At 70.3% G+C, this 26,259-nt stretch carries 20 protein-coding genes and 1 pseudogene; 11 read left to right on the top strand and 10 right to left on the bottom strand.

The genetic code is table 11. The annotated features are described in order from the left end of the window. Nucleotides 1-64 precede the first annotated feature (64 nt). Together V3391_RS13550 and V3391_RS13545 are read left to right on the top strand one after the other, a co-directional pair. Nucleotides 65-841: a uroporphyrinogen-III synthase gene (locus V3391_RS13550; RefSeq protein ID WP_332078964.1), complete on the top strand. Its 777-nt coding sequence runs from the start codon at nucleotides 65-67 to the stop codon at nucleotides 839-841. A gap of 85 nt (nucleotides 842-926) precedes the next feature. Next, entirely contained in the window at nucleotides 927-2,213 is a 1,287-nt protein-coding gene (locus V3391_RS13545) for a heme biosynthesis HemY N-terminal domain-containing protein (protein ID WP_332078963.1), read from the top strand. A gap of 275 nt (nucleotides 2,214-2,488) precedes the next feature. On the opposite strand, the gene V3391_RS13540 is transcribed toward V3391_RS13545, so the two are convergent. Both V3391_RS13540 and V3391_RS13535 read right to left on the bottom strand, forming a co-directional pair. After that, nucleotides 2,489-3,064 carry a hypothetical protein gene (locus V3391_RS13540; RefSeq protein WP_332078962.1) on the bottom strand — a complete coding sequence of 192 codons (576 nt, stop codon included), beginning with the start codon at nucleotides 3,062-3,064 and terminating at the stop codon, nucleotides 2,489-2,491. Nucleotides 3,065-3,081: 17 nt separating this feature from the next. Beyond that, entirely contained in the window at nucleotides 3,082-4,359 is a 1,278-nt protein-coding gene (locus V3391_RS13535) for an acetyl-CoA C-acetyltransferase (RefSeq protein WP_332078961.1), read from the bottom strand. 92 nt (nucleotides 4,360-4,451) lie between these two features. Between V3391_RS13535 and V3391_RS13530 the strand changes: the two are divergent. Further along, a pseudogene (locus V3391_RS13530) lies at nucleotides 4,452-5,169 on the top strand (hypothetical protein); the annotation flags it as partial. A 648-nt stretch (nucleotides 5,170-5,817) separates the two neighbouring features. Here the strand turns inward: V3391_RS13530 and V3391_RS13525 are convergent. The 6 genes from V3391_RS13525 to V3391_RS13500 form a co-directional block, all read right to left on the bottom strand. Next, the gene (locus V3391_RS13525; protein WP_332078959.1) at nucleotides 5,818-6,450 is read right to left on the bottom strand and encodes a superoxide dismutase family protein; all 633 of its coding nucleotides are present in this window, start codon (nucleotides 6,448-6,450) and stop codon (nucleotides 5,818-5,820) included. Between the two features lie 101 nt (nucleotides 6,451-6,551). Continuing rightward, nucleotides 6,552-7,103 (bottom strand): superoxide dismutase family protein, encoded by a 552-nt coding sequence (locus V3391_RS13520; RefSeq protein ID WP_332078958.1) that lies wholly within the window; start codon nucleotides 7,101-7,103, stop codon nucleotides 6,552-6,554. 45 nt (nucleotides 7,104-7,148) lie between these two features. After that, nucleotides 7,149-8,570 (bottom strand): nitrogen regulation protein NR(I), encoded by a 1,422-nt coding sequence (ntrC, locus tag V3391_RS13515; RefSeq protein ID WP_332078957.1) that lies wholly within the window; start codon nucleotides 8,568-8,570, stop codon nucleotides 7,149-7,151. Next, complete coding sequence (locus V3391_RS13510; RefSeq protein WP_332078956.1) at nucleotides 8,567-9,649, bottom strand: two-component system sensor histidine kinase NtrB; 1,083 nt, start codon at nucleotides 9,647-9,649, stop codon at nucleotides 8,567-8,569. Before V3391_RS13510 ends, ntrC begins: the two co-directional genes overlap by 4 nt. A 47-nt stretch (nucleotides 9,650-9,696) precedes the next feature. Continuing rightward, nucleotides 9,697-11,346, bottom strand: a complete 1,650-nt coding sequence (locus V3391_RS13505) for a gluzincin family metallopeptidase (protein ID WP_332078955.1) — start codon at nucleotides 11,344-11,346, stop codon at nucleotides 9,697-9,699. A gap of 79 nt (nucleotides 11,347-11,425) precedes the next feature. Continuing rightward, the gene (locus V3391_RS13500; protein ID WP_332078954.1) at nucleotides 11,426-12,235 is read right to left on the bottom strand and encodes a rhomboid family intramembrane serine protease; all 810 of its coding nucleotides are present in this window, start codon (nucleotides 12,233-12,235) and stop codon (nucleotides 11,426-11,428) included. A 134-nt stretch (nucleotides 12,236-12,369) separates the two neighbouring features. On the opposite strand from V3391_RS13500, the gene V3391_RS13495 reads away from it, so the two are divergent. After that, nucleotides 12,370-13,566 carry a GGDEF domain-containing protein gene (locus V3391_RS13495; protein WP_332078953.1) on the top strand — a complete coding sequence of 399 codons (1,197 nt, stop codon included), beginning with the start codon at nucleotides 12,370-12,372 and terminating at the stop codon, nucleotides 13,564-13,566. Nucleotides 13,567-13,578: 12 nt separating this feature from the next. Here the strand turns inward: V3391_RS13495 and V3391_RS13490 are convergent, their stop codons facing one another. Beyond that, nucleotides 13,579-14,538 (bottom strand): TerC family protein, encoded by a 960-nt coding sequence (locus V3391_RS13490; RefSeq protein ID WP_332078952.1) that lies wholly within the window; start codon nucleotides 14,536-14,538, stop codon nucleotides 13,579-13,581. A 246-nt stretch (nucleotides 14,539-14,784) separates the two neighbouring features. On the opposite strand from V3391_RS13490, the gene V3391_RS13485 reads away from it, so the two are divergent. Together V3391_RS13485 and V3391_RS13480 are read left to right on the top strand one after the other, a co-directional pair. After that, nucleotides 14,785-15,954 carry a class I SAM-dependent rRNA methyltransferase gene (locus V3391_RS13485; RefSeq protein ID WP_332078951.1) on the top strand — a complete coding sequence of 390 codons (1,170 nt, stop codon included), beginning with the start codon at nucleotides 14,785-14,787 and terminating at the stop codon, nucleotides 15,952-15,954. Nucleotides 15,955-15,963: 9 nt separating this feature from the next. Then, nucleotides 15,964-18,069, top strand: a complete 2,106-nt coding sequence (locus V3391_RS13480; protein WP_332078950.1) for a gluconolaconase — start codon at nucleotides 15,964-15,966, stop codon at nucleotides 18,067-18,069. A gap of 7 nt (nucleotides 18,070-18,076) precedes the next feature. On the opposite strand, the gene V3391_RS13475 is transcribed toward V3391_RS13480, so the two are convergent. Further along, on the bottom strand, nucleotides 18,077-18,568 hold the full coding sequence (locus V3391_RS13475) for an Lrp/AsnC family transcriptional regulator (protein WP_332078949.1): 492 nt from the start codon (nucleotides 18,566-18,568) through the stop codon (nucleotides 18,077-18,079). A 301-nt stretch (nucleotides 18,569-18,869) separates the two neighbouring features. On the opposite strand from V3391_RS13475, the gene V3391_RS13470 reads away from it, so the two are divergent. The 5 genes from V3391_RS13470 to V3391_RS13450 all read left to right on the top strand — a co-directional run bounded on the left by V3391_RS13470 (nucleotide 18,870) and on the right by V3391_RS13450 (nucleotide 26,241). Continuing rightward, on the top strand, nucleotides 18,870-21,122 hold the full coding sequence (locus tag V3391_RS13470; RefSeq protein ID WP_332078948.1) for a TonB-dependent receptor: 2,253 nt from the start codon (nucleotides 18,870-18,872) through the stop codon (nucleotides 21,120-21,122). Between the two features lie 76 nt (nucleotides 21,123-21,198). Further along, a complete protein-coding gene (locus V3391_RS13465) occupies nucleotides 21,199-22,659 on the top strand; it encodes an amidase family protein (protein WP_332078947.1) in 1,461 nt (486 codons plus the stop codon). After that, complete coding sequence (locus V3391_RS13460; protein WP_332078946.1) at nucleotides 22,659-23,291, top strand: FMN-binding negative transcriptional regulator; 633 nt, start codon at nucleotides 22,659-22,661, stop codon at nucleotides 23,289-23,291. The genes V3391_RS13465 and V3391_RS13460 overlap by 1 nt, the downstream gene beginning before the upstream one ends. Then, nucleotides 23,288-24,271 (top strand): alpha/beta hydrolase, encoded by a 984-nt coding sequence (locus tag V3391_RS13455; RefSeq protein ID WP_332078945.1) that lies wholly within the window; start codon nucleotides 23,288-23,290, stop codon nucleotides 24,269-24,271. The genes V3391_RS13460 and V3391_RS13455 overlap by 4 nt, the downstream gene beginning before the upstream one ends. Continuing rightward, nucleotides 24,268-26,241 carry a S9 family peptidase gene (locus V3391_RS13450; protein WP_332078944.1) on the top strand — a complete coding sequence of 658 codons (1,974 nt, stop codon included), beginning with the start codon at nucleotides 24,268-24,270 and terminating at the stop codon, nucleotides 26,239-26,241. The genes V3391_RS13455 and V3391_RS13450 overlap by 4 nt, the downstream gene beginning before the upstream one ends. Nucleotides 26,242-26,259 lie beyond the last annotated feature (18 nt).

The following is a 26,259-nucleotide window of genomic DNA, read 5'->3' as shown; positions in this document are numbered from 1 at the left end:
GGAATCCTGTGGGGGTGGGGTCGTCCGGCTTGCGCCGCACCACCGCAGCCACCAAGCTTGGCGCATGCATGCCGCGCCGGCTTTCCCGCATCTGTCGGGATATTACGTCATCTCGCTACGGCCGGCCGGTGCACATTCAGGCCTGCGTCGCGAAGCCGCGCGTCTCGGCGCGCGCACCTTCGCGCTGTCGCCGTGGCGCATCGTCCATCGCGACGACGCCGGCACGCGCGATGCGTTGCGACGCGCACTCGCTGCCGATGTCGTGATCTTCACCAGTCCGCCGGCGGTCGCTTCGGCCGCGCTGCTGCAGCCACTCGCCGCGCGTGACACGCAGTCCTGGCTCGCGGTCGGTGCAGGAACGGCAACGGCCCTCGAACGTGCCGGCATCGTCGGCGTTCGTGCGCCTGCACGCATGGACAGCGAAGGTGTGCTGGCGCTTCCGGAACTGGCGAACCTGAAAGGACGCAGCGTCGGACTGGTCACTGCGCCGGGCGGGCGCGGCGTGATCGCGCAGTCGCTGACCGACGCGGGCGCGGACCTGCGACGCGCGGATGTCTACGCGCGCGTGCCGACGCCACCATCGCCCTCGCGTATCGCCAGGCTGCTGGCGGTACCGGCGCCGTGGCTGCTGCCGCTCAGCAGTGGCGAAGCGCTGCAGCGCACGCTGGACGCCCTGCCGCCGGACGCTGTCGCACGCCTGCGCGAGGCGCGCGTGCTCGCCGCCAGCGCGCGCCTCGCCGATCTCGCCCGCGACACCGGATTCGCGCATATCGAACAGGCGACCGATGCCCGCCCGGCCTCGCTGCTGGCGGCAGCCCTTCCGGAGCGCACAGCCAGCTGAATGGACGCGCGGACCCGCGACGGGCCCGTCACGACGGGCTCTGGCACCGTAGCGATCTGTCCCCTGCGCCATCCGGAATTCCGCCATGTCCCTGCTCCGTGCTCTGCTGGTCTGGATCGTCATCGCCCTCCTCGGCGCGCTGGCCGCGCAACTGCTGCTGTCGGGCGACCCCGGCTACGTGCTGGTCCGCCGCGGCGGTGTCGACTACACGACGACCGTCATCAATGCGATCGCGATGCTGCTCGGCGCGATGGTCGTCGTCTGGCTGGTGATCACGCTGATCCTGCTGCCGTTCCGCAGCTGGGGGCGCTACCGCGAGACCAAGGCGCAGAGCCGCGTCGGCGAAGGCCTCGATGCGCTGCATCAGGGCCATTACGCCCGCGCCGAAAAGCTGCTGGCGCAGTCCGCCGACGAGAACCCGCACTACGAGCCCGCCGCGCGTATCGCCGCGACCCAGGCGGCAATCGGCCGCGGCGACGATGCCGGCGCGCGTGCACATCTCGACAGGTTCGGTGACCGCCACCCGGCGACGCGCGCGATCGCACTGGCCGAACTCGCCCTGGTCGACGAACGCCCGATCGATGCACTGACCGCACTCGATGCACCGGCCGCGCAGCCGCTGCCGCCGCGTGGCCTCGCGCTGCGCGCCGATGCCTGGGCGATGACCGGCCATGCCGCCGAAGCCTATGGCCTGCTCGGCGCACTGCGTCGCCAGAACGCGTTGCCGGAAGCGCAGCTCGAACTCCGCGAGATCCGCTGGGCCGCCGCGTCGCTGCACGAGGCCGCCGATGCCAACGTGCTCGCCGAGCGCTGGGAAGCGCTGCCCAAGCACATCCGCACCGAGACGCCGGTAGTGCTGGCCTACGCAGACCGCGCGGTTGCGCTGGGCTGGCACGACGCCGCGCTCAAGAGTCTGGAAACCTCGCTCGATGCGCGCTGGGACGAGCGTGTCGCCGCGCGTTACGCATCGCTGGAGGTCGGCGACGCCGCACATCGCCAGTCGCGCATGGAGCGCTGGCTCAACGCGCATCCGTCGAGCCCGGGCGTGATGCTCGGCCTCGCGCGCCTGCATCACATGCAGCGCGACTGGCCGAACGCGCGCGACTACCTGCAGCGCGCGATCGACCAGGGCGCCGGTAGCGATGCCTGGGTGCAGATGGGCGACGCGTATGCCGCCGAGGGCGACGATCGCAACGCACGTCTGTGTTACGCGAATGCGCTGCGCGCCGCCCGCAACGAACCCGTGGTCGCGCTTCCGCCGGCAACGCCGCTCGCAGCGCGCGACGATCTGATCGAACCCGAGACGCGTGATGCGCACGGCCTGCCGTACGTGCACGGCGATGCGCCGCCGCATCCGACGGACCGGTTCTGAGTTCGTTCGTCCGGCTGACGCGTGCGTCAGCGGGCACGAACACCACTTCTTGCAGTCGAAAAGCGAACACCCCGGCCCCTGGTCCGGGGTGTTCCGCCAGATGCGGCCGCGACTGATGGGCGCGTCAGCAGATGGCTCGGCTGCGCCGCGTCAGCAGTTCAAGGCAACTGGATCGAGCACGTCCAGCGAGCGCATCTGAAGTAAGCCGAACGCGCAGCAATCGAAAGGCGGCTCACCCGCGACGCCGACGGCACGCCGAAGACCGCGGCCCACCCTCAACGCATCGAACGGTGCACCGCCACCGCGCCATCGACCGCCTGATCCAGCGTGATATCCGCCGCACGTCCGCGCCCGTTGCTCGCCAGCGTGACCGTGACCGGTCCGACGATGACCTGCGGTCCCACGGGGCCGAGCGGCGCATTGCCATCGAGCAGCGCATCGGGAATCGCGACGAAGCCACCCAGCGCGGCCACGCGCGGATCCTCGACGTACATGCCGGCGCGCTGCATGTCCTGCGCCGTCAGCGGCTCGTTGTCGACGATGACGATCGCGCCGATCGCCGCGCCGTCGTCGGCCGACCGCCAGGCGCAGCTGATGCCGTAACTTTCGGGCGTGTCCTGGCGGGTGCCGGCGTCGTCGACGGCCTCGAGACCGGCAACCATGTCGCCGAGCGTCGATGCCAGGCGCGGACAGTCCGGCAAGGCATCACGCGGCGGCGGCGCCGAGACCAGCTGCGGACCCGACGCGCTCGGCGGCGGCACTGCGTCCGCGTCGTCCTTGCCGCATGCGGCGAACGCGCACACGGCGACGGCGAGCAGACCGAAACGGCCCGGAATGCGGAACACGGACATGACGACGCTCCCTGCGATCAGCGTTCGAGGATCGCGACGACGCCCATGCCACCGGCGGTGCAGATCGAGATCAGCGCGCGGCCACCACCGCGTTCCTTCAGCTGCTTCGCAGCCGTGGCAACGACGCGCGCGCCCGTCGCCGCGAACGGGTGACCCGCGGCGAGCGACGAGCCGACCGGATTGAGCTTCGCCGGATCGATGCGGCCGAGCGGCGCGTCGAGACCGAGGCGCGTGCGGCAGTAGTCCTCGCTCTCCCACGCGCGCAGCGTGCACAGCACCTGCGCAGCGAACGCCTCGTGGATCTCGTAGATGTCGAAATCCTGCAGCGTGAGATTGTTGCGCGCGAGCATTTCGGCCACGGCGACGGTCGGCGCCATCAGCAGGCCCTCGCCGTGCACGAAATCGACGGCCGACACGTGTGCGTCGCGGATATGGCACAGCACGTCGTGTCCGTGCGCCGCAGCCCATTCGTCGCTGGCCAGCAGACACGCGGAGGCGCCATCGGTCAGCGGCGTCGAATTCGCGGCGGTCAGCGTGCCGCGGCCGGAGGTCTTGTCGAACGCTGGTTTGAGCGTCGCCAGCTTCGCCAGCGAGGTGTCGGGCCGCAGGATGTTGTCGCGCGAGACGCCGCGGAAACTCACCACCAGATCGTCGAAGAAACCGCGCTCGTAGGCGGCCGCGAGTTTGTGGTGCGAGGCGACGGCGAGTTCGTCCTGCGAATCGCGCGCGATGTTCCACTCCTTCGCCATGTCCTCGCAGTGCTCGCCCATCGACTTGCCGGTGCGCGGCTCGGCGACGCCCGGGAAATCCGGCTTGAGCTCGCGCAGACGGAAGCCCTTGAACGCGGCCAGCTTGTCCTTCGGCGTCTTCGCCGCATTCGCGGCCAGCAGCCGGCGACGCAGCGCGCGGCCATAGACGATCGGCACGTCGGACGTGGTGTCCGAACCGCCGCCGATGCCCGATTCGATCTGGCCGGTGGCGATCTTGTTGCCGATCGTGATGATCGAATCCAGCGACGTGCCGCAGGCGCGCTGCAGGGTGATGCCCGGCGTCAGCGCCGACAGGCCCGACGACAGCGCGGCCTCGCGGCCCAGATTCCAGTCGCTGGAATGCTTGATCACCGCGCCCATTGCGACTTCGCCGAGCTGCTGGCCGTGCAGGCCGAACTTCTCGACCAGGGCCCCCAGCGTGCGCACCGACATCCCGAGATTTCCGACGTCCGCATAAGCGGTGTTCTGGCGGCAGAACGGAATACGAACGCCGCCGAGCACGGCGACGGGACGACCTAGCAGCATCGGAATGACCTCGACAGAACCTGCGTGAGACTGTCCCTGACGCGGGACGGGCATAATGTGAACGAGTGTATCGCTGCCCATGTGCACGGCCAATGACCGCAGATCCCGACATTTCCCGACAAATTCCCGCCCCGCAGGTGCTCGGCGTGCTCGCCCTCGAGTTGAGCGACGACTCCACGCCCGCGCGCGGCGCGCTCGGCCAGCAGGCCGCGGGCGAGCTCGCCAAGCTGCTGGGCCGCGACCTCGGCGCGCTCGTGCCGGGGGTGCGCGATCTCGACCTGTCGTTCGCCGCCGCCCACTTCGATCCCGCCGAACTGCTGCGTCCGGGCTGGCCGGTGCACCGCCGTCTCGACGAGCTGCGCGTCCGCGCGCCGCAGTCCGGGCAGGGCCCGCGCATCATCGCCTTCGGCGCCGATGCCGGCGGCGCCGTGCCGCTGCCGTTCCAGTCCGACGCGCAGCTCGCCGGCGGGCGTCTGCGCGTGCTGCCGTATCTGTTCGTGGGCGAACCCGCGGCGACCGAAGCTGTCGCGGCGCACATGGAATCGATGCTGCTCGACCTCGGCATGGCCCAGGCCGACACCGCCCTGTGTGCGCAGGAGGCCTTCGGCGCGCGCATCGAACACGCGCGCTATCTCACGCTGCACGACCTGCTGGCGATGACCGCGCTGCAGTACCGCAACCAGGGACTCGACCCGCTGTGGGACGTGCTGGAAACGGCACTGCTCGCACCGGAATCCGAAGCCTGGCTCGACGCGCCGCCGGAGCCGCTGCTGCGGTACGTGGACGGTGAAGTGCGGATCGCGATGCTCGCGCCCGACGACTGGCGTCGCCGGTGTGCGCCAGGCGAGTCGGACGACGACCGGCTGGCGAAGGGCTTCGCGATGTACGAGGCGCGCCAGCGGCAGTTGTCCGCGGTGCTGCAGGCGCACGGCGTGCCGGTGGTGTTCGTGCACGTGGCGCCCGGGCAGGATCCGGCGGGGGCGTTGCGCTGAGGTTGGTGTTCGAATTGTTGCGGCCAGTCGGATCGGTCGGACTTTCTGCTGAGGGTCGCGCGAAGAGCGCCCTCACCTGCCGCGCGATGCGCGTCGGCCTCTCCCGGAGGGAGAGGCGTCTGGGTCGCCTGGGTCTGATTGCGCGTTGATACGTCAGCGTAGTGTTTCTAGCCCCTCTCCCTCGGGAAGAGGGGTTGGGGTGAGGGTCGACGCCGCCGCGGAATCTGGAACCTGGTCGACGAGTTTCGCTGCGCTCTACCCGTCCTACGAACCGGATTCGAAAGAACGCCCTGCCGTCACCCGACACGCGATGCGCGTCGGCCTCTCCCGGAAGGGGAGGCGTTGATCACGCGGGAACGCGACGGGGCTTGAGCGTCGGACAGCGCACGCGCACAAAGAAAACGCCCGCCTCCTGCAACAGGAGACGGGCGCCGGGTCTTGCTTCAGGGCGCAGTTGCGCCGGTGCTCAGCCTGCCTGGATCACACCGCATGCCAGGCGGTCGCCGGCATTGCCGGTCGGCTGCGTCTTGTAGTCGTCAGCGTCCTTGTGGACGATCACGCCCTTGCCGACGATGTCGTCGGCGCCACCGCCGCCGATCGTCGCGCCTTCGAGCCAGCCGCTGACCTGGGCCGTGCCGTCGGTGCCGGCGGTGATGTTGTCGCTGTCACCGGCGTGGTGGGCGCCCTGGCCGACGCGGCCGTGATCGGTGCTGCCGGGATTGAAGTGACCACCGGCGCTGCTGCCGTCCGGCGCGCTGCAATCGCCGGTCTCGTGCACGTGGAAACCGTGGGTACCGCCGGCCGGCAGGCCCGTCACGGTGCCGGTGACCTCGATGCGACCGTTGACGACGGCGAAGCGCAGTTCGCCTGCGGTCTGGTTGCCGGCGGTCGGCTGCAGCGTGGCCATGGCGGTCGCAGCGGCCATCGCGTCCGGCGCAGGCGCTGCTGCGGGCGGGGTCGCGGCGGTGGTTTCGGCGGCGCGGTCGGCTTCGGCTGCGGCGTTGTCGCCGGTGTTCGCGTTGTCGGCACCGCCGCCGCAGGCGGCCAGCGCGAGGGCCAGCGCCGCGGGGATCGGCATCAGGAATGTATGGGTGCGCATGGAGCTCTCCTCGAATCGGGTGGGGCGCGGCGGGCGCGCGTTGACGCAGCGGGCAGCATCCCCGCGGGCGGGTCTGGGCCGCGTGAGTGCGCCACGGCCGCTCACTGGACCTGGACGGTGCCGCAGGCGACGCGGGCGCTGATCGCGCCGGGTGTCGCACCGAGGATCAGCAGCGCGCGGCCGACGATGTCGTTGGCCGCGCCGCCGCCGAGCACGGTGCCGGGCAGCAGCAGATCGAGGGTGGCGACGCCACTGCCGTTGGCGACGATGCGGCCGCGTTCGCCGGAATCCGGCTGCCGCGACGGCACGCCCGACTGCGCGTCGAACTCGGGACCGGCGCTGATCGCATCGACCGCGCTGCAGTCGCCGCGCGTGTGCAGGCGCAGGTTGTGGGTGCCGTTGCGCACCAGGCCACCCACCTCGCCGCGCACGCGCACGCCGCCGACATCGGGCGTCAGCACCACGCGGCCGCTGACCAGCGAGCCGGACGCGGATGCGAGATTGGCGATCGCGCCCTGGGCGGTGCCGGTGCTGGCGATCGCGGTCACGGCGGGCGGCGCGCTCTGCGCGGCGGGACGGGGCCCGCTGGCGCAACCGGCGAGCAGGGTCGCGGCGGCGGCCGCGAGTATCGGAAGTCGGATCGTGCTGTTCATGGCGGCCACCTTAGCCCGCGCGCACGGCGCATCGATGAAGGGCATTCAACTGCGACGCCGGCGCGCGCCGAGTTTGCGGGTCAGTGTGTTGCGGCCGACCCCCAGACGCGTGGCGGCCTCGGCGCGGCGGCCGCCGGTGTGCACCAGCGCGGTTTCCAGCAGTGCGCGGTCCAGACGTTCGCGCGCCTGCGCATGGATGTCGTCGTCGCCGGCGCGCAGCCGCGTATCGGCCCAGGCGCGCAGCGCGTCGTCCCAGTCGCCTGCGGCCACCGGTTCGGCTGCATCCGGCACCGACGCGCTCGCGCTTAGCAGGCCGTCGAGATCCTGCGGCGTGACCAGATCGGCTGGCGCCAGTGCAGCCAGACGCCAGCACAGGTTCTGCAGTTCGCGCACGTTGCCGGGCCAGGCGTGTTCGCGCAGGCGCTGCAGCGCTGCGCGACCGAGCCGCTTGGGCGGCGCATCGAGCTTTTCGGCTGCGGCCTGCAGGAACCGCTCGGCGAGCTGGCCGACGTCGTCGCGCCGGTCGCGCAGCGGCGGCAGCTTCAGGCGCACAACATCGAGGCGATGCAGCAGATCGGCGCGGAAGCGGCCCTCTGCGACCAGACGCTCCAGGTCCTGATGCGTCGCCGCGATCACGCGCACGTCGACGCGGATCAGTTCGCGTCCGCCGACGCGGAAGAATTCGTCCTCGGCCAGCACGCGCAGCAGGCGCGTCTGCAGCGAGGCCGGCATGTCGCCGATCTCGTCGAGGAACAGCGTGCCGCCGTCAGCCTGTTCGAAGCGGCCGATGTAGCGCCGCGACGCGCCGGTGAACGCGCCGGCCTCGTGGCCGAACAGTTCGCTCTCCAGCAGTTCGGCCGGAATGGCCGCGGTGTTGAGCGCGACGAAAGGCTTGCGCGCACGCGGCGATTCGCGGTGCAGCGCGCGTGCGACGAGTTCCTTGCCGGTGCCGGTTTCGCCCGTGACCAGCACCGATACCGGCGCCTGCGCGAGGCGGCCGATCGCGCGGAACAGCTGGCGCATTTCGGCGGTGTCGCCGACCAGCGCATCGCTGTCGCCGGTCGGCTGCGGCGCATCGGCGGGCGCGGTGTCGTGGTCGCCGAGCACGCGTGCGGCCAGCGCGACGGCCTCGTCGAGATCGAAGGGCTTGGACAGGAATTCATGTGCGCCGCCGCGGAACGCGCCGGCGGTGCTGGCGACATCGGTGTAGGCAGACATCACCACGACCGGCAGCTGCGGATGCTGCTGCTTCAGGCCATCGAGCAGCTGCAGGCCCGAATCGCCGGGCATGCGCACGTCGGTGAACAGCATGTCCGGCGGCGGCCGCTTGGCCAGCGCGTCGCGCACGGCCTGCGCGCTGTCGAAACCGGACACGTCGTAACCGGCTTCGCTGAGCGCGGTGGCCAGCACGAAGCGGACGGAGCGGTCGTCATCGACGACCCAGATGCGCGGGGCGGGGGTACTCATGCGGCGGGCTCCGGCGCGGTGCTGGCGGCTGTTTCGGGCGCGTCGTCCTCGACAGGAAACGGCAGCTGCAAGGTGAAAACGGTATGCCCGGTGCGCGAGCGGTAGACCAGCGCGCCACGGTGTTCGCGCGCGACCTGCTGCGCCATCGCCAGGCCCAGGCCGCTGCCGTCGGGACGCCCGGACACCAGCGGCAGGAAGATCTGCTCGACCATGTCCTCCGGCACGCCGCGGCCGTCGTCGACGACTTCCAGCCGCAGCACCATCGCGTGCACTTCGTCGCCGATGCGCACGCCGAGCGCGGCGCGGGTGCGCAGGGTGATGTTGGCGGCGCCGGCCTGGATCGCGTTGCGCACGAGATTCCAGATCGCCTGGGTGAGACGGTCGGGATCGCCGGACAGCTCGGGCAGGCTCGGGTCGTAATCGCGCAACATGCGCACCGCCCAGCCGGCGTCGGCTTCGGCGAGGCGCAGCACCTGTTCGAGCACGCCGTGGATGTTGAGCGCGCGGTGCGGCGTGGGCGAACGCGGCGACAGCAACTGGTCGACCAGCGTGCCGAGACGCGCGACTTCGGTGTCGACCAGCGCCACCAGCTCGCGTGATTCGCCATCGCTGACGCGCCGGGCCAGCAGCTGGGCAGCGCCTTTGAGGCCGGCCAGCGGATTGCGGAGTTCATGGGCGAGACCGCGCAGCGCCGCCGACAGCGCCAGCGGCATCGCGAGCGTCGGATCGGCGCCGGGGAATTCGTCGACCGGATGCGCTTCGAGCAGCAGCCCGCCGTCGGCCTCGCGCGACAGCCAGGCATCGGCGAAGCGCGGCTCGCCGCCGAGGAAGGCCAGCACCAGCCGGCGCACGCGCATCGGACCGTCGGCCGGATCGCCGGGCGTGCGCAGGGCCAGCCGCAGGACTTCGCCATCGACCTCCAGCGCCGCCAGCGGCTGGTCGATCAGGCGCTTGCGCCCGACCCCGAGCCAACGCGCGAAGGCGACGTTACAGGTGCGGATGCGCCCGTCGGCGTCGGCCCAGACCAGCGGCGTGACCAGTGCGTCGAAAGGTTGCGGCGGTGGGGTTTCGTCGGCCATTGCACCAATGTAGTGCATTGGACGCAGAAACCACATCGCGCCTGCGCTCAGATCGGGGCGGACGTTTCCTCGCGTGCCAGATCGCACGCCGATTCCGGCGCGCATCGTATCCGGAGGACGGGTTTCGGCCGCGAGATAGGCTGCCTGCACTCAACCTGCAGATGGGTGCCCATCGGCTGCAACAGGCGGATCGGCATGTGTCGTTCGCATGCACCGATCGCTGCCTCCACTGCCGCAGCCGCATCGGGGCCGAACAGACTGACGGCTTCGACGCCGTACACACGCGGCCTCCCGGACAGAGGCCCGCAGTCGTCACCGGTGTCCAGCTCGACGTGGTCCTCGAAGGTGGTGAATCCGTACGGCGGTCGCGGGCAGAACTGTTGGACCAGCGCCTGCAGCAGATGGGCCCTCGCCTGCGTCCCGAATACTTCCGATGTCGTGTCCGCGATGACCGTCAGTCCCAGACCATCTTCTTCGGGCGATGTCGCCATGCGATCGATGTCGCCCGCGGTGATCGGTTCGGCGCCTGCGGCTACGTAGTGCTTGGCCACCTCGTCAAGCGTGACTCCCAAGCCTGACGAATCGAACACGCTGCGCCAAGGGGCGGCCGCGTGGGCGATCGTTGTGCTCCCCAGAGACCGGTCGAGCCGATAGACGGCCGTCACCCCGCAGTCGTAGATCGATGCGCCCGAGAGCGATGAAGGCCGGGACGATCCGCCCGCCGTATGCGCAAGGCATCGATCGTAGTGATCCATGATCGCGCGCTGGAACTCTGCGACCGGTTGGTGTCCACGCTCGCGCATCAGATCTAGCGCGAAGTACTCCGCGAAGCCCTCGGACAACCACGCCGGCGTATTCGGATCGGCAGGCCGCTTCCACCCGAACCACAGGTGAAGCACCTCGTGCATCACGTACTTCCTGGCTTCTAAGCGGAGTGCGTCGTCCTCGCTCCAGTCGCCCGAGAATCCGAGAAACAACTCCGGGCCGCTGGTCCAACCGCGCCATGTCTGGGGTCCCGGCCCGGCGTCATACCTGACGAACAGGCGTACGGGTGCAGTGTCAAGGGCTCCGAACAGCGATTTCCCCCGGGCGAGCGTGTCGGTGAATGTCGTTTCGAGCAGATGCGCGAGCCAGGCGGGTGTACGTGCATCAATCGACGTCGTGGCTGCGCTCTGCACGCAGGAATCGATCAGCCGGTAACCGGTGAGCGCTGTTGGCGAGGTCTCCGGGCAGCCTGACGACACCAGGCGAACCGCGTCCGGCGTCGATGCAGGCTCACCGGCCACGGCAAGCGCCGGAAGATGGACGTGCAGCCCCGCCGCCGACGCGAACACGAACGGATACTCACGATCCGCTGCGTCGCTCTCCGCTGGTGCCGAGAACGCGATCCGGGACAGACAGGTCGGGCTCCGCGCCTCACGGTCATCCACCCACGACCAGGGTGCCTCCAGCCGCCAGCTGGCGCGGCGCCCACCGGGCACATCTTCGGCGAACACGATCCGCGCGGTGCAGTGCGCTCGCACCATCTCCACCGCGACTCGGCTCCCGGACTCCGCGGCATTCAACGCGATGCGCGCCTGCGCTTGTGCACCCACCGGACATGCGAGCAGACCCCACGTGATCGCCATCGCGCAAAGCCGGTCGCCGCATCGCCAACGCGCGGGGCCGGACAGCCACTGGTGTTCGATGACATCCATGTCATACCTCCGGATCGACGCGCCGCTTCAAAGGCCGTGCCGCAGCCTGACACAGGTCAGCAGGTTTCGGCGGCATCGTTCACTCCGGTGCGCCGTCTCGCCCACTCCGCCGATCCGGAAACCGCAGCACCACACCGCGCGGCTCTTCCGTTGGTCGTTCCCACAGCACCGGCACGTCGTGCGGGGCGGGCGGTTCGAAGGTGTCGCGGCGTTCGAGTTCGGCGCGCGCGGCTTCTTCCTCTTCGATCTCCCAGCTGTAGCGCCGGCGCGGCGGGACCGGATCGGCGTAGCGGAACCAGAACGCGGCCAGCACGCCGCCGATCGCGCCGCCCATGTGCGACTGCCAGGACACACCGGGCTCCTGCGGCAGGATCGTCAGCAGCATGCCGCCGTAGAACAGGAAGGCGATCATGCCGGCGGCGATCGAGGGCCGGTCGCGGCGCAGCAGGCCCAGCACGAACACCAGGAACATCAGGCCGTGGGTCACGCCGCTGGCGCCGAGATGGTGCGAACCGGGCGTGCCCATCAGCCAGGCGCCCAGGCCCGAGCCCAGCCACATCAGCGGCAGGCCGCGCAGCGTGGCGCGGGGATAGACCACCAGCGCCAGCGAGCCGAGCAGCAGCAGCGCGCTGGCATTGGCGATCAGATGTTCCGGCGAGCCGTGCAGCAGCGGCGCGGTGAGCAGGCCGAGCAGGCCGCTCCATTCGCCGGGCTTCACTGCGAGGAAGCGCCAGTCGATCGCCGCCTGCACGCCGAACACGATGCACAGCAGCAGCACGAACAGCACGCTGGCCTTCAATGCGTTGGACAGGCGGCGCTTGTCGCGTGCGCGCTGGAGTTCGGAATCGGGGAGGTCGTCGGGACTGTCGAGATGCATGTGTCCCAGCATGGCGACGGATCGCGCGGTTGCAAGCCGACGTGACGCGCGTCGCTTTTCACGGTGCGCACGACACACATCCGCGATCCACACGCTACCGTATCGCCCGACCCCGGTCCGGGGCGCCCTGTCGGAGCGTGCATCGCATGGATGCCTGGCACGTCACCCTGCTGTCGATGTTCGTGCTGCTGGCGGTCTCGCTGGCGGCGATGACGTGGCTGGTCCTGCGCGAACAGCGCATCCGCGAACGTGCCGGCCTGCGCGAATGGACGGCCGGGCTCGCGTTGCAGACCCTGGCCTGGCCGTTGTTCGCCGTGCCGACCTCGGTGCTCGGCGGGACGGTGCAGGCGATCGCCTGCGCGCTGCTGGTCGCCGGTTATGCGGCGATGCTGCGCGCCCTTTTGCGCAGCCTGCCGTCGACACCCGCGCGCACGTCGTGGTCGTGGGCTCTGGTCTATCTGCCGGCGCTGGTGCTGTTGCTGGCGTTGCTGGTGCCCGACCAAGGGCCCGAGAAACGCATCGCGATGTTCTGGACCGCCGCGCTGCTGACGGTCCTGCTGTCGGTACGCGCGCCGCTGCGTCGCGGCGGGCGGCGGCCGTGGCCGGAACGCGCGCTGGTGGTGCTGTTCGTCGGCGCCGCGCTGGTGTGCCTCTATCGCCTCGCCGAGCAGGGCTGGAACCCGCAGTCCGGTCCGACCTTCGGCGCCGGCATCACCCCCGGGCAGCAGATGGCGCTCGCGTACTTCCTGGTGGCGCCGGTGTTCGCGACGTTCGCGTTCCTGCTGCTGCAGCTCGAACGCCAGCAGCGCTGGCTCGAGGGCCTCGCGGCCGAGGACGCGCTGACCGGCATCCACAACCGGCGCGCGTTTTTCGAACTCGCGCAGCGGCGCCTGGCGCGCACGCGCGACGACGGGTTGGCCGCGTTGCTGATGATCGACGTCGACGGCTTCAAGGCCGTCAACGACGCGCACGGCCACGCCGCCGGCGACGGTGTGCTGGCGAGCGTCGCCGCGCGTCTGCGTGCCGCGATGCGCGAGGGCGAAGTCGTCGGCCGTTTCGGCGGCGACGAGTTCTGCATGCTGCTGACCGGTGGCGGCATCGGCGATGCGGCCGAGCGCGCAGACCGTCTGCGCGCACAGGTCGCCGCGTATCCGCCGGTGGTCGATGGCGTGGCCACGGCGGTGACGCTGTCGATCGGCATCGCCCATGTGCGCGAGGGCCGGGAGCCGGACCTCGACGCACTACTGGCGATGGCCGATCGCCGGCTCTATCTGGCCAAGCGCGCGGGCCGCAACCGCGTCATCGATCGCGATGTCGAGGTCGCCCTGCCCGCGCCGGCCTGACGCGGACGCGCCTCAGCCACCGGTCACCGGCTTCGGCGGTCGCGCCAGACTCAGCGCCACCGTGACCGCCAGGATCACCGCCACGACGCCCAGCGACCACAGCACCGGGATCTTGTAGACGTCGATCAGCAGCATCTTGGCGCCGATGAAGACCAGCACCACGGCCAGGCCGTAGGGCAGCAGATGGAAGCGGTCGGCCATGCCGGCGAGCATGAAGAACATCGCGCGCAGGCCCAGCACCGCGAAGACGTTGGACGTCAGCACGATGAAGGGATCGGTGGTGATCGCGAAGATCGCCGGGATGCTGTCGACCGCGAAGATCACGTCGATCACGCCGATCAGCACCAGCACCACGAACAGCGGCGTGTAGGCCCAGGCGCCGCCCTCGCGCACCCGCAGCGCCGCGCCGCGGTAGCCGTCGGTGAGCCGCAGATGCCCGCGCATCCAGCGCAGCACCACGTTGTTCTCCAGATCCGGCTCCTTGCCGGCGGCGAACCACATCTTGAAGCCGGTCAGCAGCAGGAACGCGCCGAACACGTACAGCAGCCAGTGGAACTGCGCCAGCAACGCCGCGCCGACAAAGATCAGCACCGCCCGCAACACCAGCGCCAGCAGGATGCCGATGATCAGTACGCGCTGGCGTTGTTCCTCGGGCACGCCGAAGAAGGTGAACAGCAGCAGGAAGACGAAGATGTTGTCGACCGCGAGCGACTTCTCGACCAGATAGCCGGTCAGGAATTCCAGGCCCACGCGGTTGGCGAGCGCAGCGCCCGCGGTTTCGTGCAGGTACCACCACAGGCCGGCGTTGAACAGCAGCGCCAGGGCCACCCAGCCCAGGCTCCACCACAGCGCTTCCTTGAACGTCACCTTGTGCGCGCCGCCATGGCGCATCAGCACCAGGTCGACGAGCAGCGCGACCACCACCAGGCCGCCGAAGCCGACCCATAACCAGACATTGCCAATCGTATCCATCGAGATTCCCGAGCATGTGGAGGAGGTCCGCAGGGCGCGGACATCGTCGGGAACCGGGAACCGGAATCCGGGGACGTGCCTTCGCCATTGCGGCGAAGGTCTTGCTCACAGCCCGGTTGGACTGCCGTGCGACCGGAGCATCGCTGCTCGAAATGACGGCCTGCACGCTGGGAGCTACTCCCCTTCGGGGGCGGATTCTGCGGTGACCGCGCGTGACGGGCAAGTGCACGCGGTAAAATCGCAGGGATGAACGCACCCTACCCGACCGTACACCTGAAGAACGCCTGGCGTTCCAGCCATCCCTGGATCTTCCAGCGCCTCGTCGAAAAGCCGGCGCAGCGCCCCAAGCCGGGCAGCATCGTCGATGTCATCGGTGTCGAAGGCGAGTGGATCGGCCGCGGTTTCTACAACGGCCATTCGCGCATCGCCGTGCGCATCCTCGAAACGCACCCCGATGTACCGGTCGATGCGGGCTGGTTCTCGCGCAAGATCGCCGAGGCCGTGTCGCTGCGCCGCGATGTGCTCAAACTCGATGCGGTGTCCGATGCCTGGCGCGTCGTGCACAGCGAAGGCGACGGCCTGTCGGGCCTCGTGGTCGATCGTTACGGCGATCTGCTGGTCGTCGAATTCTTCAGCGCCGGCATGTTCCGCCATCGCGAATGGATCTACGAAGCGCTGACCGAACAGTTCCCCGGCTGCCGTTTCCACAGCTTCGCCGACGAGCACGTGCAGAAGCAGGAGAGCTTCGATTACCGCGGCAGCGTGCCGGCCGATCCGGCGATCATCACCGAGTACGGCGTGCGCTTCCGCGCCGATCCGGCCGGCGCGCACAAGACCGGCTTCTTCGCCGACCAGCGCGAGAACCGCGAATGGCTGAGCCGCCAGGTCGAAGGCAAGCGCGTGCTCGACCTGTGCTGCAACACCGGCGGGTTCGGTGTGTATGCCGCCGTGCGCGGCGCCAGCGAAGTGGTCGGCATCGACATCGACGAAGACGTGATCGAGATCGCCAAGGGCAACGCCCGGCTCAACGATGCCCGCATCAGGTTCGTGCAGGCCGACATCTTCCCGTGGCTGCGCGATGCATCGAATGCGGGCGATGCCTACGACGTCGTCGTGCTCGACCCGGCCAAGATGACGCGTGACCGCGAGCAGGTGATTCCGGCGCTGAAGAAATACCTCGACATGAACAAGCTCGCGCTCGGCGTGGTCAAGCCGGGCGGCCTGCTGGCGACGTTCTCGTGCACCGGCCTGGTCAGCGAGGAACAGTTCCTCGACATGCTGCGGCGCGCGGCGTTCTACGCCAACCGCACGATCCAGATCCTCAAGGTCTCGGGCGCGGGCGCCGATCATCCGTTCATGGCGCACGTGCAGGAGTCGCGTTACCTCAAGGCGGTGTTCTGCCGCGTCGTGGACTGATCCGGCTGCATGGCGCGGAGGCTGCGGCCCGGCTTGCGCGGCGCGATCTGGTGCGTCGCCGCGCTGACGGCGGTCGCGCTCGCGGCGAGCTTCATCTGGGACTGGCGCACGCCCGAGCGTCCTGTGCTCGGCCCGCCGCCTGCGGGCCTGCCGGCGCGGATCGAATCCGTGGCCGGCGACGGCCATCGCGACGTGCGCGATGGCGCGCGCTCCGAGGCCCGGTTCGACGACCCCTTCGGCATCGCCGTCGCGGCGGACGGCACTGCGTTCGTCGCCGATGGCGGCGCGTCGAACCGCATCCGCCGCGTGTGGCCCGACGGCCGCGTGGATACCTTCGCCGGCAGTCTCGAAGGTCTCGAGGATGGACGCGGCGCCGATGCGCGTTTCCACACGCCGTCCGGTCTCGCGCTCGACGCAGGCGGTGCGCTGTACGTCGCCGACACCGGCAACCATGCGATCCGCCGCAGCGCGCCCGATGGCACGGTGACGACGCTCGCCGGCACCGGCGAGGCCGGTTTCGTCGATGGCCCGGCGGCGCAGGCGCGCTTCCACGCGCCGACCGGCGTGGCCGTCGATGCGACGGGACGCGTGTACGTCGCCGATGGCTTCAACGACCGTATCCGCGTGATCGAAGCCGGCGCCGTGCGCACGCTGGCCGGCGACGGACGGCCGGGCTTCGTCGACGGCGTCGGTATGCAGGCGCGTTTCGATACGCCAAGCGGACTCGCGCTGGCCGACGACGGTGCGCTGTGGATCGCCGACACCGGCAACCACGCGATCCGGCGCATCGCGCCCGACGGCATGACGACGACGCTGGCACTGCACGGTGACGAACCCGATGCCGCGCCCGCGTCGCCGGTGGCCATCGCCATCGATGCGCAGCAGCGGCTCTACGTCGGCGAACTCGCGCAGGGCCGCGTGCTGCAGCTCGAAGCCGACGGTCGCGCACGCGTGCTGACCGGTCGCGACATGGCGCAGCGCCTCGCGCGGCCGGCCGGCCTCGCGTTCGATCGCTTCGGCCGCTTGTGGGTGGCCGATGCCGCGGCGTATCGCGTGCACCGGATCACTCGGGTGCGCCGCGCCGGTGCGAAGCAGAATCTCGCCAACGCCACGGTCGGTCCTGCGCCGGACGCCGCGCTGCCGGACACACGCGGCCGCTGGCCGCTCGCGCCGCAGGACGGCTGGCACGAAGTCGTCGGCACGCTCGGCGAGGTGCGCGGCAATTTCCGCGGCGAATCGCGCAGCCATCTGCACGCCGGCTTCGACGTACGCGGCGATGTCGGCAGTCCGGTCCTGGCGATCGCCGATGCGAAAGTCGCGAGTCCTTATGCGGCGAGCGGATTCGGCGACCAGGCCGAGCACCTCGCGATCGACGATCTGGCCTACATGCACATGCGCGTCGGCCGTACGCCGCGCGGCCAGGTGCTCGACCCGCGTTTCCAGCTGATCGCAGGCGATGACGGCCGACCCATGCGCGTGCGCATTCCGCGCGGCACGCACATCCGCGCGGGCGATGCGATCGGCACGATCAACGCGCAGGCGCACGTGCATCTGATCCTCGGACCGTCCGGCTACCAGCGCAATGCCGTGACGCTGGGCTTCCGCAATTTCGTCGACACCATCGCGCCGCGCATCGACGATCTCGCCCTGCTCGACGCGCTCGACATGCCGATGACGTCGCGCGAGGACGGCCGCGTGATCCTGCCGCGCGACGGCGGCGGCCTGCAGATCATCGTCGAGGCCTGGGACCAGGTGGACGGCAACCTGCCGCGCCGGCGTCTCGGCCTGCACACGCTGGGCTGGCAGCTGCTGGCCGCCGACGGCCGCCCGATGCCCGGTTTCGAAGTCCCGCGTTTCACGATCGATTTCGACCGCATGCCGCCGCATCGCGATGCGGTGCGCGTCGCCTATTCCGCCGACAGCGGCATCACCGTGCACGGTGCCTCGCGCACGCGCTTCCGCTACGCGGTCAACAACCTCGTCCGCGACGGTCATCTCGAAGCGATGCTGTGGGATCCGGCGGACCTGCCGGTCGGCGATTACCTGCTGCGTGCCACCGTGCGTGATTCCAGCGGCAACAGCGCCACGCGCGAGCTGCCGATCCGGCTGTACTGAGCCGCGCTCAACCGCGCGCTGGTTCGTCGTCGGTCAGCGGATAACCGGCGAAGGATTTGACCTCGTCCATCAGGAAGTGGGAGACGATCTTCTCCACGCCGTAGTCGCCGCTGAGCAGCGAGCGTGCGATGTCCTTCCAGTGATGCACGTCGCGCACGATGACCCGCAGCATGTAGTCGTAGGGGCCGGACACGCGGCTGGCTTCGACGATCTCCGGCATCGCCAGGATGCAGCGGTCGAACGCGGTGAACTCCTCAAGCGCGTGCTTCTGGAAACTGATCTGCGCCATGACGATCGTCGCCGAGCGGATGCGGTCAACGGCGACGTGGGCGCGATAGCTGCGGATCAGGCCGCGCTGCTCCAGCGCGCGCACCCGGGCCAGGCAGGCACTGGGCGACAGCGCCACCCGCTGGGCAAGGGCGTGGTTGGTGATCCGTGCATCCTGCTGCAGCACATCGAGGATCTTCAGGTCGGTGCGGTCGGGCGAACGGGCGGACATGCGGCGCTCCTGGGCGGTTGCGGCGGCCGCGGCGGGCTGCGGCAGCGCTACAACGTATCGAATTCCGGGGCCGGCGACGCAGATCCTGCGTAATTCGCGCCCGCATTCCGTGGCTTCTTCGGCGGCGTGCCCATCAGGCCTTTTCCGATCAATGATTTAAACCATGCACGACTTCCGTGGAATCTGCTGGACGCGGTTGCGCCCGTCTTCTATTACTCGAACGTCAGCGCCGCGCTTCGCCCGCACTCCGCGAAGCCGCAGCGGCCTGGTCCCAGTCCAGCCATCGCCCACGGGAATCGCCATGAAGCCGCTCACCACCGCACGTCTGGCCCACGCCATCCGTCTCGTCTGCCTGTGCATGCCGCTGATCGCCGCGCCGGCAATGGCGCAGACCGCAGCGCCCGCCGCGTCGACCACGCCCGCCTCGACCACCGATCTTGACGCGATCGTCGTCACCGCCGGCAAGCGCAACGAATCGGTGCGTGAGATCGCCGGCTCGGTCTCGGCGGTCACCGGCCAGCAGCTGGAGGATCTCGGCGCGCAGTCGCTGGCCGACTACATCCAGCGCACGCCGGGCGTGGTGTTCAACAGCTACCAGCCGGGCGTCTCGCATGTGGTCATGCGCGGCATCGCGACCAGCTCGGGCAACGTGCAGGGCCAGACGACGACCGGCTACTTCCTCAACGAAGTGCCGTTGACCGAACCGGGCTTCAGCATCGTCATCCCCGACATCGACGCCTTCGACATCAACCGCGTCGAAGTACTGCGCGGGCCGCAGGGCACGCTGTTCGGCTCGGCCTCGATGGGCGGCGCGATCAACTACGTGGCCAACGTCGCCGACCCGACCGGCTTCGACGCCGCCGTGGAAGCCACCGCCAGCCAGACGCGCAACGCCGACATCGGCTTCGGCGGCAAGGCGATGGTCAACCTGCCGATCGCCGACGACATCCTCGCCGTGCGCGCCGTCGCGCAGTACCGCGACGATCCCGGCTATCTGGACAACATCGGCCTCGGCCGCGAAGGCAGCAACGACAGCCGCACCGCGGGCGGCCGCCTGTCGGTGACGCTGACGCCGTCGGAGGCGACCACGCTGAGCTGGCTGAGCCTGTGGCAGAACACCGATGCCGACGACAACAGCTACCGCATCGCCGGTCTCGGCGAGTTCGAACGCGACACCGCGATTCCCGAATTCACCGACACGAAGGTCGCCGTGCACAGCCTGCGCCTCGATCAGAACCTCGGCTTCGCCACGCTGACCGCACTGCTGTCGCAGCAGCACAAGCAGCAGGACTGGCAGTTCGATTTCACCCCGATCCGCGTGTTCTACAACGCCGATCTCGACCTCGATCTCGACACGCCGCTGTTCATCGCCTCCGGCGGCGAAAGCACCGGCCGCAGCCTCGAACTGCGTCTGGCCTCGCCGGGCGACCAGCGCCTGGAATGGCTGGTCGGCGGCATGGTGTTCCAGACCGACAAGGATCTCTACGAGACCATCGGCGCCGCGGGCGCTGCCGGTGCGTTCGACCGCTCGTCGCTGTTTGGTCCGGGCAGCGGCGCGGTGATCGCGCCTGACGGTTCGACGTTCAACGCGTTCTACAGCCATCTCGACGGTTCGGAACTCGCGGTGTTCGGCGAAGGCACCTTCCACTTCAATGATCAATGGAAGGCTACCTTCGGCGGCCGCTTCTTCCGCACCAGCGTCGAAGCGCAGACCACGCAGGTCGGCTTCTCGACGTATCCCGGCGATCCCATCGTCACCCGCTCGCGCACCGACGAGGACGGCTTCAATCCCAAGGTCTCGCTGACCTGGACGCCGTCGGCGGATCTGATGCTCTACGCGCTGGTGTCGGAAGGCTTCCGCTTCGGCGAGCCGAACACGCCCGGGCTCAGTGCGTTCCCGATTCCCGCCGGCTCCGCCAGCGACAGCCTGATCAACTACGAGCTCGGCACGCGCACCAGCTGGGCCGACGGCCGCTGGCTGGTCGACGCGACGCTGTTCTACGTCGACTGGAGCGACATCCAGCTGCGTCTGCAGACGCCGGACTTCTTCAACTACGCCAGCAACGGCGGCAAGGCCTACAGCCGCGGCATCGAACTGGCCACCACGTGGCGCCCGGTCGACAGCTTCGACTGGACGCTGGCCGCGACCTGGCAGCAGGCGCGCCTCGACGAGGATCTCGACATCCTGTTCGCCGGCACCGCGCCCGCCGGTTCGCAGTTGCCGGGCTCGGCCGACTGGACCGTCAGCAACGTGCTGAGCTACCGCTTCGACACGCGCTTTTCGCCGACGCTGACGCTGGCCCACCAGTACATCGGCAGCGGCATCAGCGATCTCAACTCCGCCGTGCCCGGCGCGGTGCGCAACGAACAGGGCAACTACAACACCGTCGACCTGCGCTACCGCATGTCGTTCGGCAACACCGACCTGACCCTGTTCGGCAGCAATCTCGGCGACACCCGCGGCATCACCCGCAGCGTGTCGGAGGTCAACGGCATCGGCCAAGGCATCGTGCGGCCGCGCACCGTCGGCGTGACCGTGCACTGGCACTACTGACGATGCGCGATCCCCACGCCGGCCCGCGCCGGTTGTCCGACCACGACCGCCATTGCGGCCGGAGATCTGTTTCCCCATGACCGTGTTCGATTCCCCGGCCGGCCTCGCCGATGCGCTCGCGCTCGGCCGGCTGGACGCCCACGCCCAGGGTGCGCTGCGCGCCCGCGGCGAGCTGGGCGCGCTGGACCTCACCGACGCGGCGATTCTCCGCGCCCGCCATTTCGATCCCGTGCTCGGCGCGTTGAGCCACACCGCGTTCGACGCGGCCCGGCAGCATGCGCGCGCGCTCGATGCCGCCGGTGTCGACACCGCCACGCCACTGGCCGGCGTGCCGTGGCTGCCGAAGGATTCGCTGCGCGTGCCCGGCATGCCGACGCGTGGCGGTTCGCGCAGCCGCACCGGCACGCTGGCGACCGCGGATGAGGCCTCGCCTTTCGTCCGGCGTTTCGAGGCCGCCGGTCTCGTCGCGATCGGCAAGAGCGCGATGCCCGAGTTCGGCCTGATGGGATCGACCGAACCGCTGCTCGGACCGGTCACCGCCAATCCCTGGGCGCTGACGCATTCGCCGGGCGGTTCCAGCGGCGGCGCCGGCGCGGCGCTCGCGGCCGGCATCGTGCCGCTGGCGCATGGCAGTGACGGGGCGGGGTCGATCCGGATCCCCGCATCGGCCTGCGGCGTCGTCGGCCTCAAGCCTGGACGCGGTGCCTGCGTGCCGGTGCGCGGACGTCATGCGATCGAAGACCTGATCGTCGCCGACAGCCTGATGTCACGCACCGTGCGCGACACGGCGTGGGCCTTCGCCGCCGCGCATCCGGAGTCGCCCGTCGCGGTGACCGGACCGGACGCGCGCCGTCTGCGCATCGGTCTGGTCGTCGATGCGCTGCCCGGCCTCGCGCCCGATCCCGAGGTCGCCGCCGCGCTCGATGCCACGGCGCGTCTGTGCCAGTCGCTGGGCCACCACGTCGAGCCGGTCGCCTGGCCGTTGCCGGGTGAGGCGGTGTGGGCCGCGTTGTACACCTTGTGGTCGCGGCTCGGTGCGGACGCGGTCGAACTCGCGGTCGCGCAGGGCGGCGCGGCCTTCGCCGAACGTGCGCTGGAACCGTGGACGCGCGGCCTCGCGCACTGGCACGACACGCACTGCGGCGTGCCCGAACTCGAACAGGCCTGGGCGACCGTCGCGGCGTTGCCTGCGGCGTTCGCCGACTTCCACGCGCGCCACGACGTGCTGCTGTGCCCGACGCTGCGCACGCCGCCGCCGACGCTCGGCACGCTCGCGCCCGATCGCGATTTCGATGCGCTGATGCCGGCGATGTTCGAATGGATCTCCTACACACCACTGCAGAATCTGGCCGGCACGCCGGCGATCTCGCTGCCGCTCGCGCACGGCCGCGACGGCCTGCCGATCGGCCTGCAGTTCGCCGCCGACCGCGGACGCGAAGCCATGCTGCTCGCACTCGCCTTCGAGCTGGAAACGGCCGCGCCCTGGTGCGACCGTTGGCCGCCGGTCTCGGTGGCCGCCACACAGGACACACGCTGATGGGCCACTCCCGCGATTCCCGATACGCCCCGCGCCACGACGGCGACGTGCTGCGCCTGCTCGACGCGCAGCCGTTCGCATGGCTGGTCTCCGCCGGCGGCGACGATGCCGCGTTCACGCCGCTGCCGCTGCGCACCGAGATCGATGCCGAGGGCCGTCTGGTCGCGCTGCGCGGACACGTCGCGCGTCGCAATCCGCATGTCGCGCGACTGCGTCGCGATCCCGTCGCCTATGCGCTGGTGATCGGGCCACATGCCTACGTGTCGCCGAGCTGGCTCGACGATCGCACCCAGGCACCGAGCTGGAACTACGCCGCCGCCGCATTCACCCTGCACGTCGACTGCAGCGAGACCGAGGCCGACATCGCCGACGAACTCGATGCCCTGGTCACGTCGATGGAAGCCGGGCGACCGAACGCGTGGGCGCTGCCGGAAATGGGCGAACGCTACGCGCGGCTCGCGCAGGGCGTCACCGCATTGCGGGGCCGGATCCTCGATACGCGCGCGACGTTCAAGCTCGGCCAGGACGAGGCACCGCACGATTTCGCGCAGCTGATCGCGGGCCTGATCAGCGGCGGCGAACACGATCTCGTCGCCTGGATGCGCGATTTCGACGCGGACCGCCCTGCATGAGCGCGAGTCTCGACGCATTGGATCCGGCGCTGCGCACCTTCGTGCACACGGTCTGCAGCGAAGGCGCACGACTCGCCGACGGCCGCCGCCTCGACTGGCCGCAGCAACGCGCGATCGCGGAGACCGTACGCACGCCGTGGCGCGCGGGCGGACCGGAGATGGCAGCGACCACGATGCACCGGATCGCCCACGGCGCCGACGGTTTCGACGTGCGCGTGCATCGGCCGCAGGGCGTGACCACACGCGCGCCGGCGCTGGTGTATCTGCACGGCGGCGGCTGGTGTCTCTTCAGTCTCGACACGCACGACCGGCTGATGCGCGAACTCGCCGAACGCGCCGGCGTGGTCGTCATCGGCGTGGACTACGCGCTGGCCCCTGAACATCCGTATCCGGTCGCGCTGGAGCAGTGCCTCGCCGCGATCCGGGCGCTGCGCGAGCAGCCCGATACGTTCGGCATCGACGCGACGCGCGTGGCGCTGGGCGGCGATTCGGCCGGCGCGAATCTCGCGCTCGCGACCGCGCTGCGCCTGCGCGATGTCGGCGCGCATGATGGTATCGACGCGCTGCTGCTGCTCTACGGCGCCTTCGATACCGCGCTCGACACCGATTCGGTGCGCACCCTCGGCACCGCCGACGACATGCTCAGCGCCGACGAGATGGCGGCCTACTGGACCGCGTATCTCGGGCCCGACGCGGCCACCTGCCGCGATGGCTACGCCGTGCCCGCACACGCCGCGCTGCACGACCTGCCACCGACGCTGCTGCTCTGGGGCGAGCGCGACGTGCTCGCGGCGCAGAGCGCGGCGATGACGGCGCGGCTGCGCGCGGCCGGCGTCGAGGTCGACGCGCATGCCTACCCGCGGACGCCGCACAGCTTCATCGAGGCGATGTCGATCTCGGACATCGCCACCGATGCGCTCGCGCGGGGCGGAGGCTGGCTGCGCACCCATCTCGCCGTGACGCAGGACGCTTCCGCATGATCCGCCACCTGCTGCTGTCCTGCGCCTTGTTGTCGCTGGCGCCGCTCGCGTCCGCGCAGGTGCCCGCAACGCGCGCGCATGTGCCGACGCCGCAGGACATCGCCGCGCTGCTTGCTGTCGACGATCCGCAGATCAGCCCTGATGGCCGCCGGATCGCCTACACCGTCGGCACGCCGCGCGCCGACGGCAAACCGCCGCGCACGCAGCTGTGGCGCGGCGCATTCGACGGCGACGCCGCGCCGCGTGCGATTCCCTTGCCTGCCGAGGCCAGCGACCGGCAGCCGCGCTGGTCGCGCGACGGCCGCCAGCTGCTGTTCCTGTCGGACCGGCCCGTGTCGGGCCGACAGACACTCGGCACGAACCAGGTCTGGCGCGTCGCTGCCGACGGCACGCAGGCGACGTTGTTGACCCGCGCCGCGACCGACATCGCCAGCTTCGATCTGTCCGCCGACGGCCGCCGCATCGCCTGGCTGGCGACCGACGCGCCCTCGCACGCGGACGCGGCGCGACTCGCGGCCAAGGACGATGCGGTTGTCGTCGAACGGCCCACGCGGTTCTCGCGCGTCTGGGTGCAGGATCTCGCGACCGGCGCGGCGCGCGTGCTCACGCCGACCGGGATGCAGATCCACGATCTCGCCTGGTCGCCCGATGGCCGCACGCTCGCGCTGCGCCGCTCGACCGGCACCACGCTCAACGACTTCTGGTACGACTCGGCGGTGGTGCTGCTGGATGTCGACAGCGGCCGCATCGGCGACGTGCTGGAACCCCACGCGTCCGCGCATCCGCTGCAGTGGTCGCCCGACGGCACGCGCCTGCTGTACGGCCGGCTCGGCGCGCACGGCATGGTCGCGACGCCGATCGTCCACGACATCGGGCGCGGCACGCGGATCGCCCTCGGCGAAGCCTGGCCCGGCACGTTGTGGCTCGCCCGCTGGCAGACCGACACCACGCTGCTCGGCCAGGGCCAGCGCGGCATCCGCGGTGCGCTGCTGCAGCTCGATGCGTCGAGCGGCACGGCCATCGAACTCGCGCAGCCGCAGATTCCGTATCGCAGCTTCACCGCGTCCGCCGATGGCCGCATCGCCTACCTCGGCCTGCGCGACGACAGCCCGGGCAACGTCTGGACCTGGGACGGCACCCGGCTCGCGCAGCGCAGCGATCACCAGCCGCAGGTCGCGGACTGGGCGCTGGGCCGCGCACGCGAACTCGAATGGGCGTCGTCGCGCGACGGCCGCGCGATCAGCGGCCTGCTGGTCACGCCGCCCGACTGGGACGGCCAGACGCCATTGCCGACGCTGGTGCAGATCCACGGCGGACCGGCGTGGGCGTGGTGGTCGGGCTGGCAGGGCTCATGGCACGAATGGGCGCAGCTGCTTGCCACGCGCGGCTACGCCGTGCTGCTGCCGAATCCGCGCGGCTCCGAAGGCCATGGCAGTGCGTTCGCCGAACTCGCCCGCGGCGACTGGGGCGACGGCCCGCTGCAGGATGTGCTCGACGGTGTCGACGTGCTGGAAGCCGAAGGCGTGATCGACCCGAAGCGCCTCGCGATCGGCGGCTGGAGTTACGGCGGGTATCTGTCGGCGTGGGCGGTCGCGCGCAGCGACCGGTTCCGCACGGCGATCGTCGGCGCCGGCGTGCTCGATCTCGCCAGCGCGGCGCTGACCAACGACGTACCGGACTACCTGCCCGGCTACTTCAGCGATCCGCTGCGCGAACGCGGCACCTACGACGCGCAGTCGCCGCTGCATCACGCCGCGGACGTGCGCGTGCCGGTGCTGCTGCTGCACGGCGAGGCCGATGCACGCGTGCCGCTGTCGCAGGCGCAGATGTTCCACCGCGCCCTGCGCTTCAACGGCACGCCGGTCGAGCTGGTGACCTATCCACGCGGTCCGCACTGGTTCCACGAGCAGGCGCACGAGATCGACCTGCAGCAGCGCGTCGTCGACTGGCTCGATCGCACCCTGCGTTGAGCGCGTCGCGACACGCGC

It is taken from the genome of Luteimonas flava, assembly GCF_036584485.1.
GTDB classification, from domain to species: Bacteria; Pseudomonadota; Gammaproteobacteria; order Xanthomonadales; family Xanthomonadaceae; genus Luteimonas; species Luteimonas flava.
Note: the sequence above shows the minus strand (reverse complement) of the source record. Positions and strands in the feature narration are given on the sequence as shown.

Coding starts and splice junctions, on each gene's coding strand:
- V3391_RS13455 (WP_332078945.1), top strand. CDS start 23,288: ATGAGCGCGAGTCTCGACGCATTGGATCCGGCGCTGCGCACCTTCGTG.
- V3391_RS13525 (WP_332078959.1), bottom strand. CDS start 6,450: ATGCGCACCCATACATTCCTGATGCCGATCCCCGCGGCGCTGGCCCTC.
- V3391_RS13550 (WP_332078964.1), top strand. CDS start 65: ATGCATGCCGCGCCGGCTTTCCCGCATCTGTCGGGATATTACGTCATC.
- V3391_RS13545 (WP_332078963.1), top strand. CDS start 927: ATGTCCCTGCTCCGTGCTCTGCTGGTCTGGATCGTCATCGCCCTCCTC.
- V3391_RS13535 (WP_332078961.1), bottom strand. CDS start 4,359: ATGCTGCTAGGTCGTCCCGTCGCCGTGCTCGGCGGCGTTCGTATTCCG.
- V3391_RS13510 (WP_332078956.1), bottom strand. CDS start 9,649: ATGGCCGACGAAACCCCACCGCCGCAACCTTTCGACGCACTGGTCACG.
- ntrC (WP_332078957.1), bottom strand. CDS start 8,570: ATGAGTACCCCCGCCCCGCGCATCTGGGTCGTCGATGACGACCGCTCC.
- V3391_RS13485 (WP_332078951.1), top strand. CDS start 14,785: ATGAACGCACCCTACCCGACCGTACACCTGAAGAACGCCTGGCGTTCC.
- V3391_RS13540 (WP_332078962.1), bottom strand. CDS start 3,064: ATGTCCGTGTTCCGCATTCCGGGCCGTTTCGGTCTGCTCGCCGTCGCC.
- V3391_RS13520 (WP_332078958.1), bottom strand. CDS start 7,103: ATGAACAGCACGATCCGACTTCCGATACTCGCGGCCGCCGCCGCGACC.
- V3391_RS13475 (WP_332078949.1), bottom strand. CDS start 18,568: ATGTCCGCCCGTTCGCCCGACCGCACCGACCTGAAGATCCTCGATGTG.
- V3391_RS13480 (WP_332078950.1), top strand. CDS start 15,964: ATGGCGCGGAGGCTGCGGCCCGGCTTGCGCGGCGCGATCTGGTGCGTC.
- V3391_RS13490 (WP_332078952.1), bottom strand. CDS start 14,538: ATGGATACGATTGGCAATGTCTGGTTATGGGTCGGCTTCGGCGGCCTG.
- V3391_RS13450 (WP_332078944.1), top strand. CDS start 24,268: ATGATCCGCCACCTGCTGCTGTCCTGCGCCTTGTTGTCGCTGGCGCCG.
- V3391_RS13465 (WP_332078947.1), top strand. CDS start 21,199: ATGACCGTGTTCGATTCCCCGGCCGGCCTCGCCGATGCGCTCGCGCTC.
- V3391_RS13495 (WP_332078953.1), top strand. CDS start 12,370: ATGGATGCCTGGCACGTCACCCTGCTGTCGATGTTCGTGCTGCTGGCG.
- V3391_RS13460 (WP_332078946.1), top strand. CDS start 22,659: ATGGGCCACTCCCGCGATTCCCGATACGCCCCGCGCCACGACGGCGAC.
- V3391_RS13470 (WP_332078948.1), top strand. CDS start 18,870: ATGAAGCCGCTCACCACCGCACGTCTGGCCCACGCCATCCGTCTCGTC.
- V3391_RS13500 (WP_332078954.1), bottom strand. CDS start 12,235: ATGCTGGGACACATGCATCTCGACAGTCCCGACGACCTCCCCGATTCC.
- V3391_RS13505 (WP_332078955.1), bottom strand. CDS start 11,346: ATGGATGTCATCGAACACCAGTGGCTGTCCGGCCCCGCGCGTTGGCGA.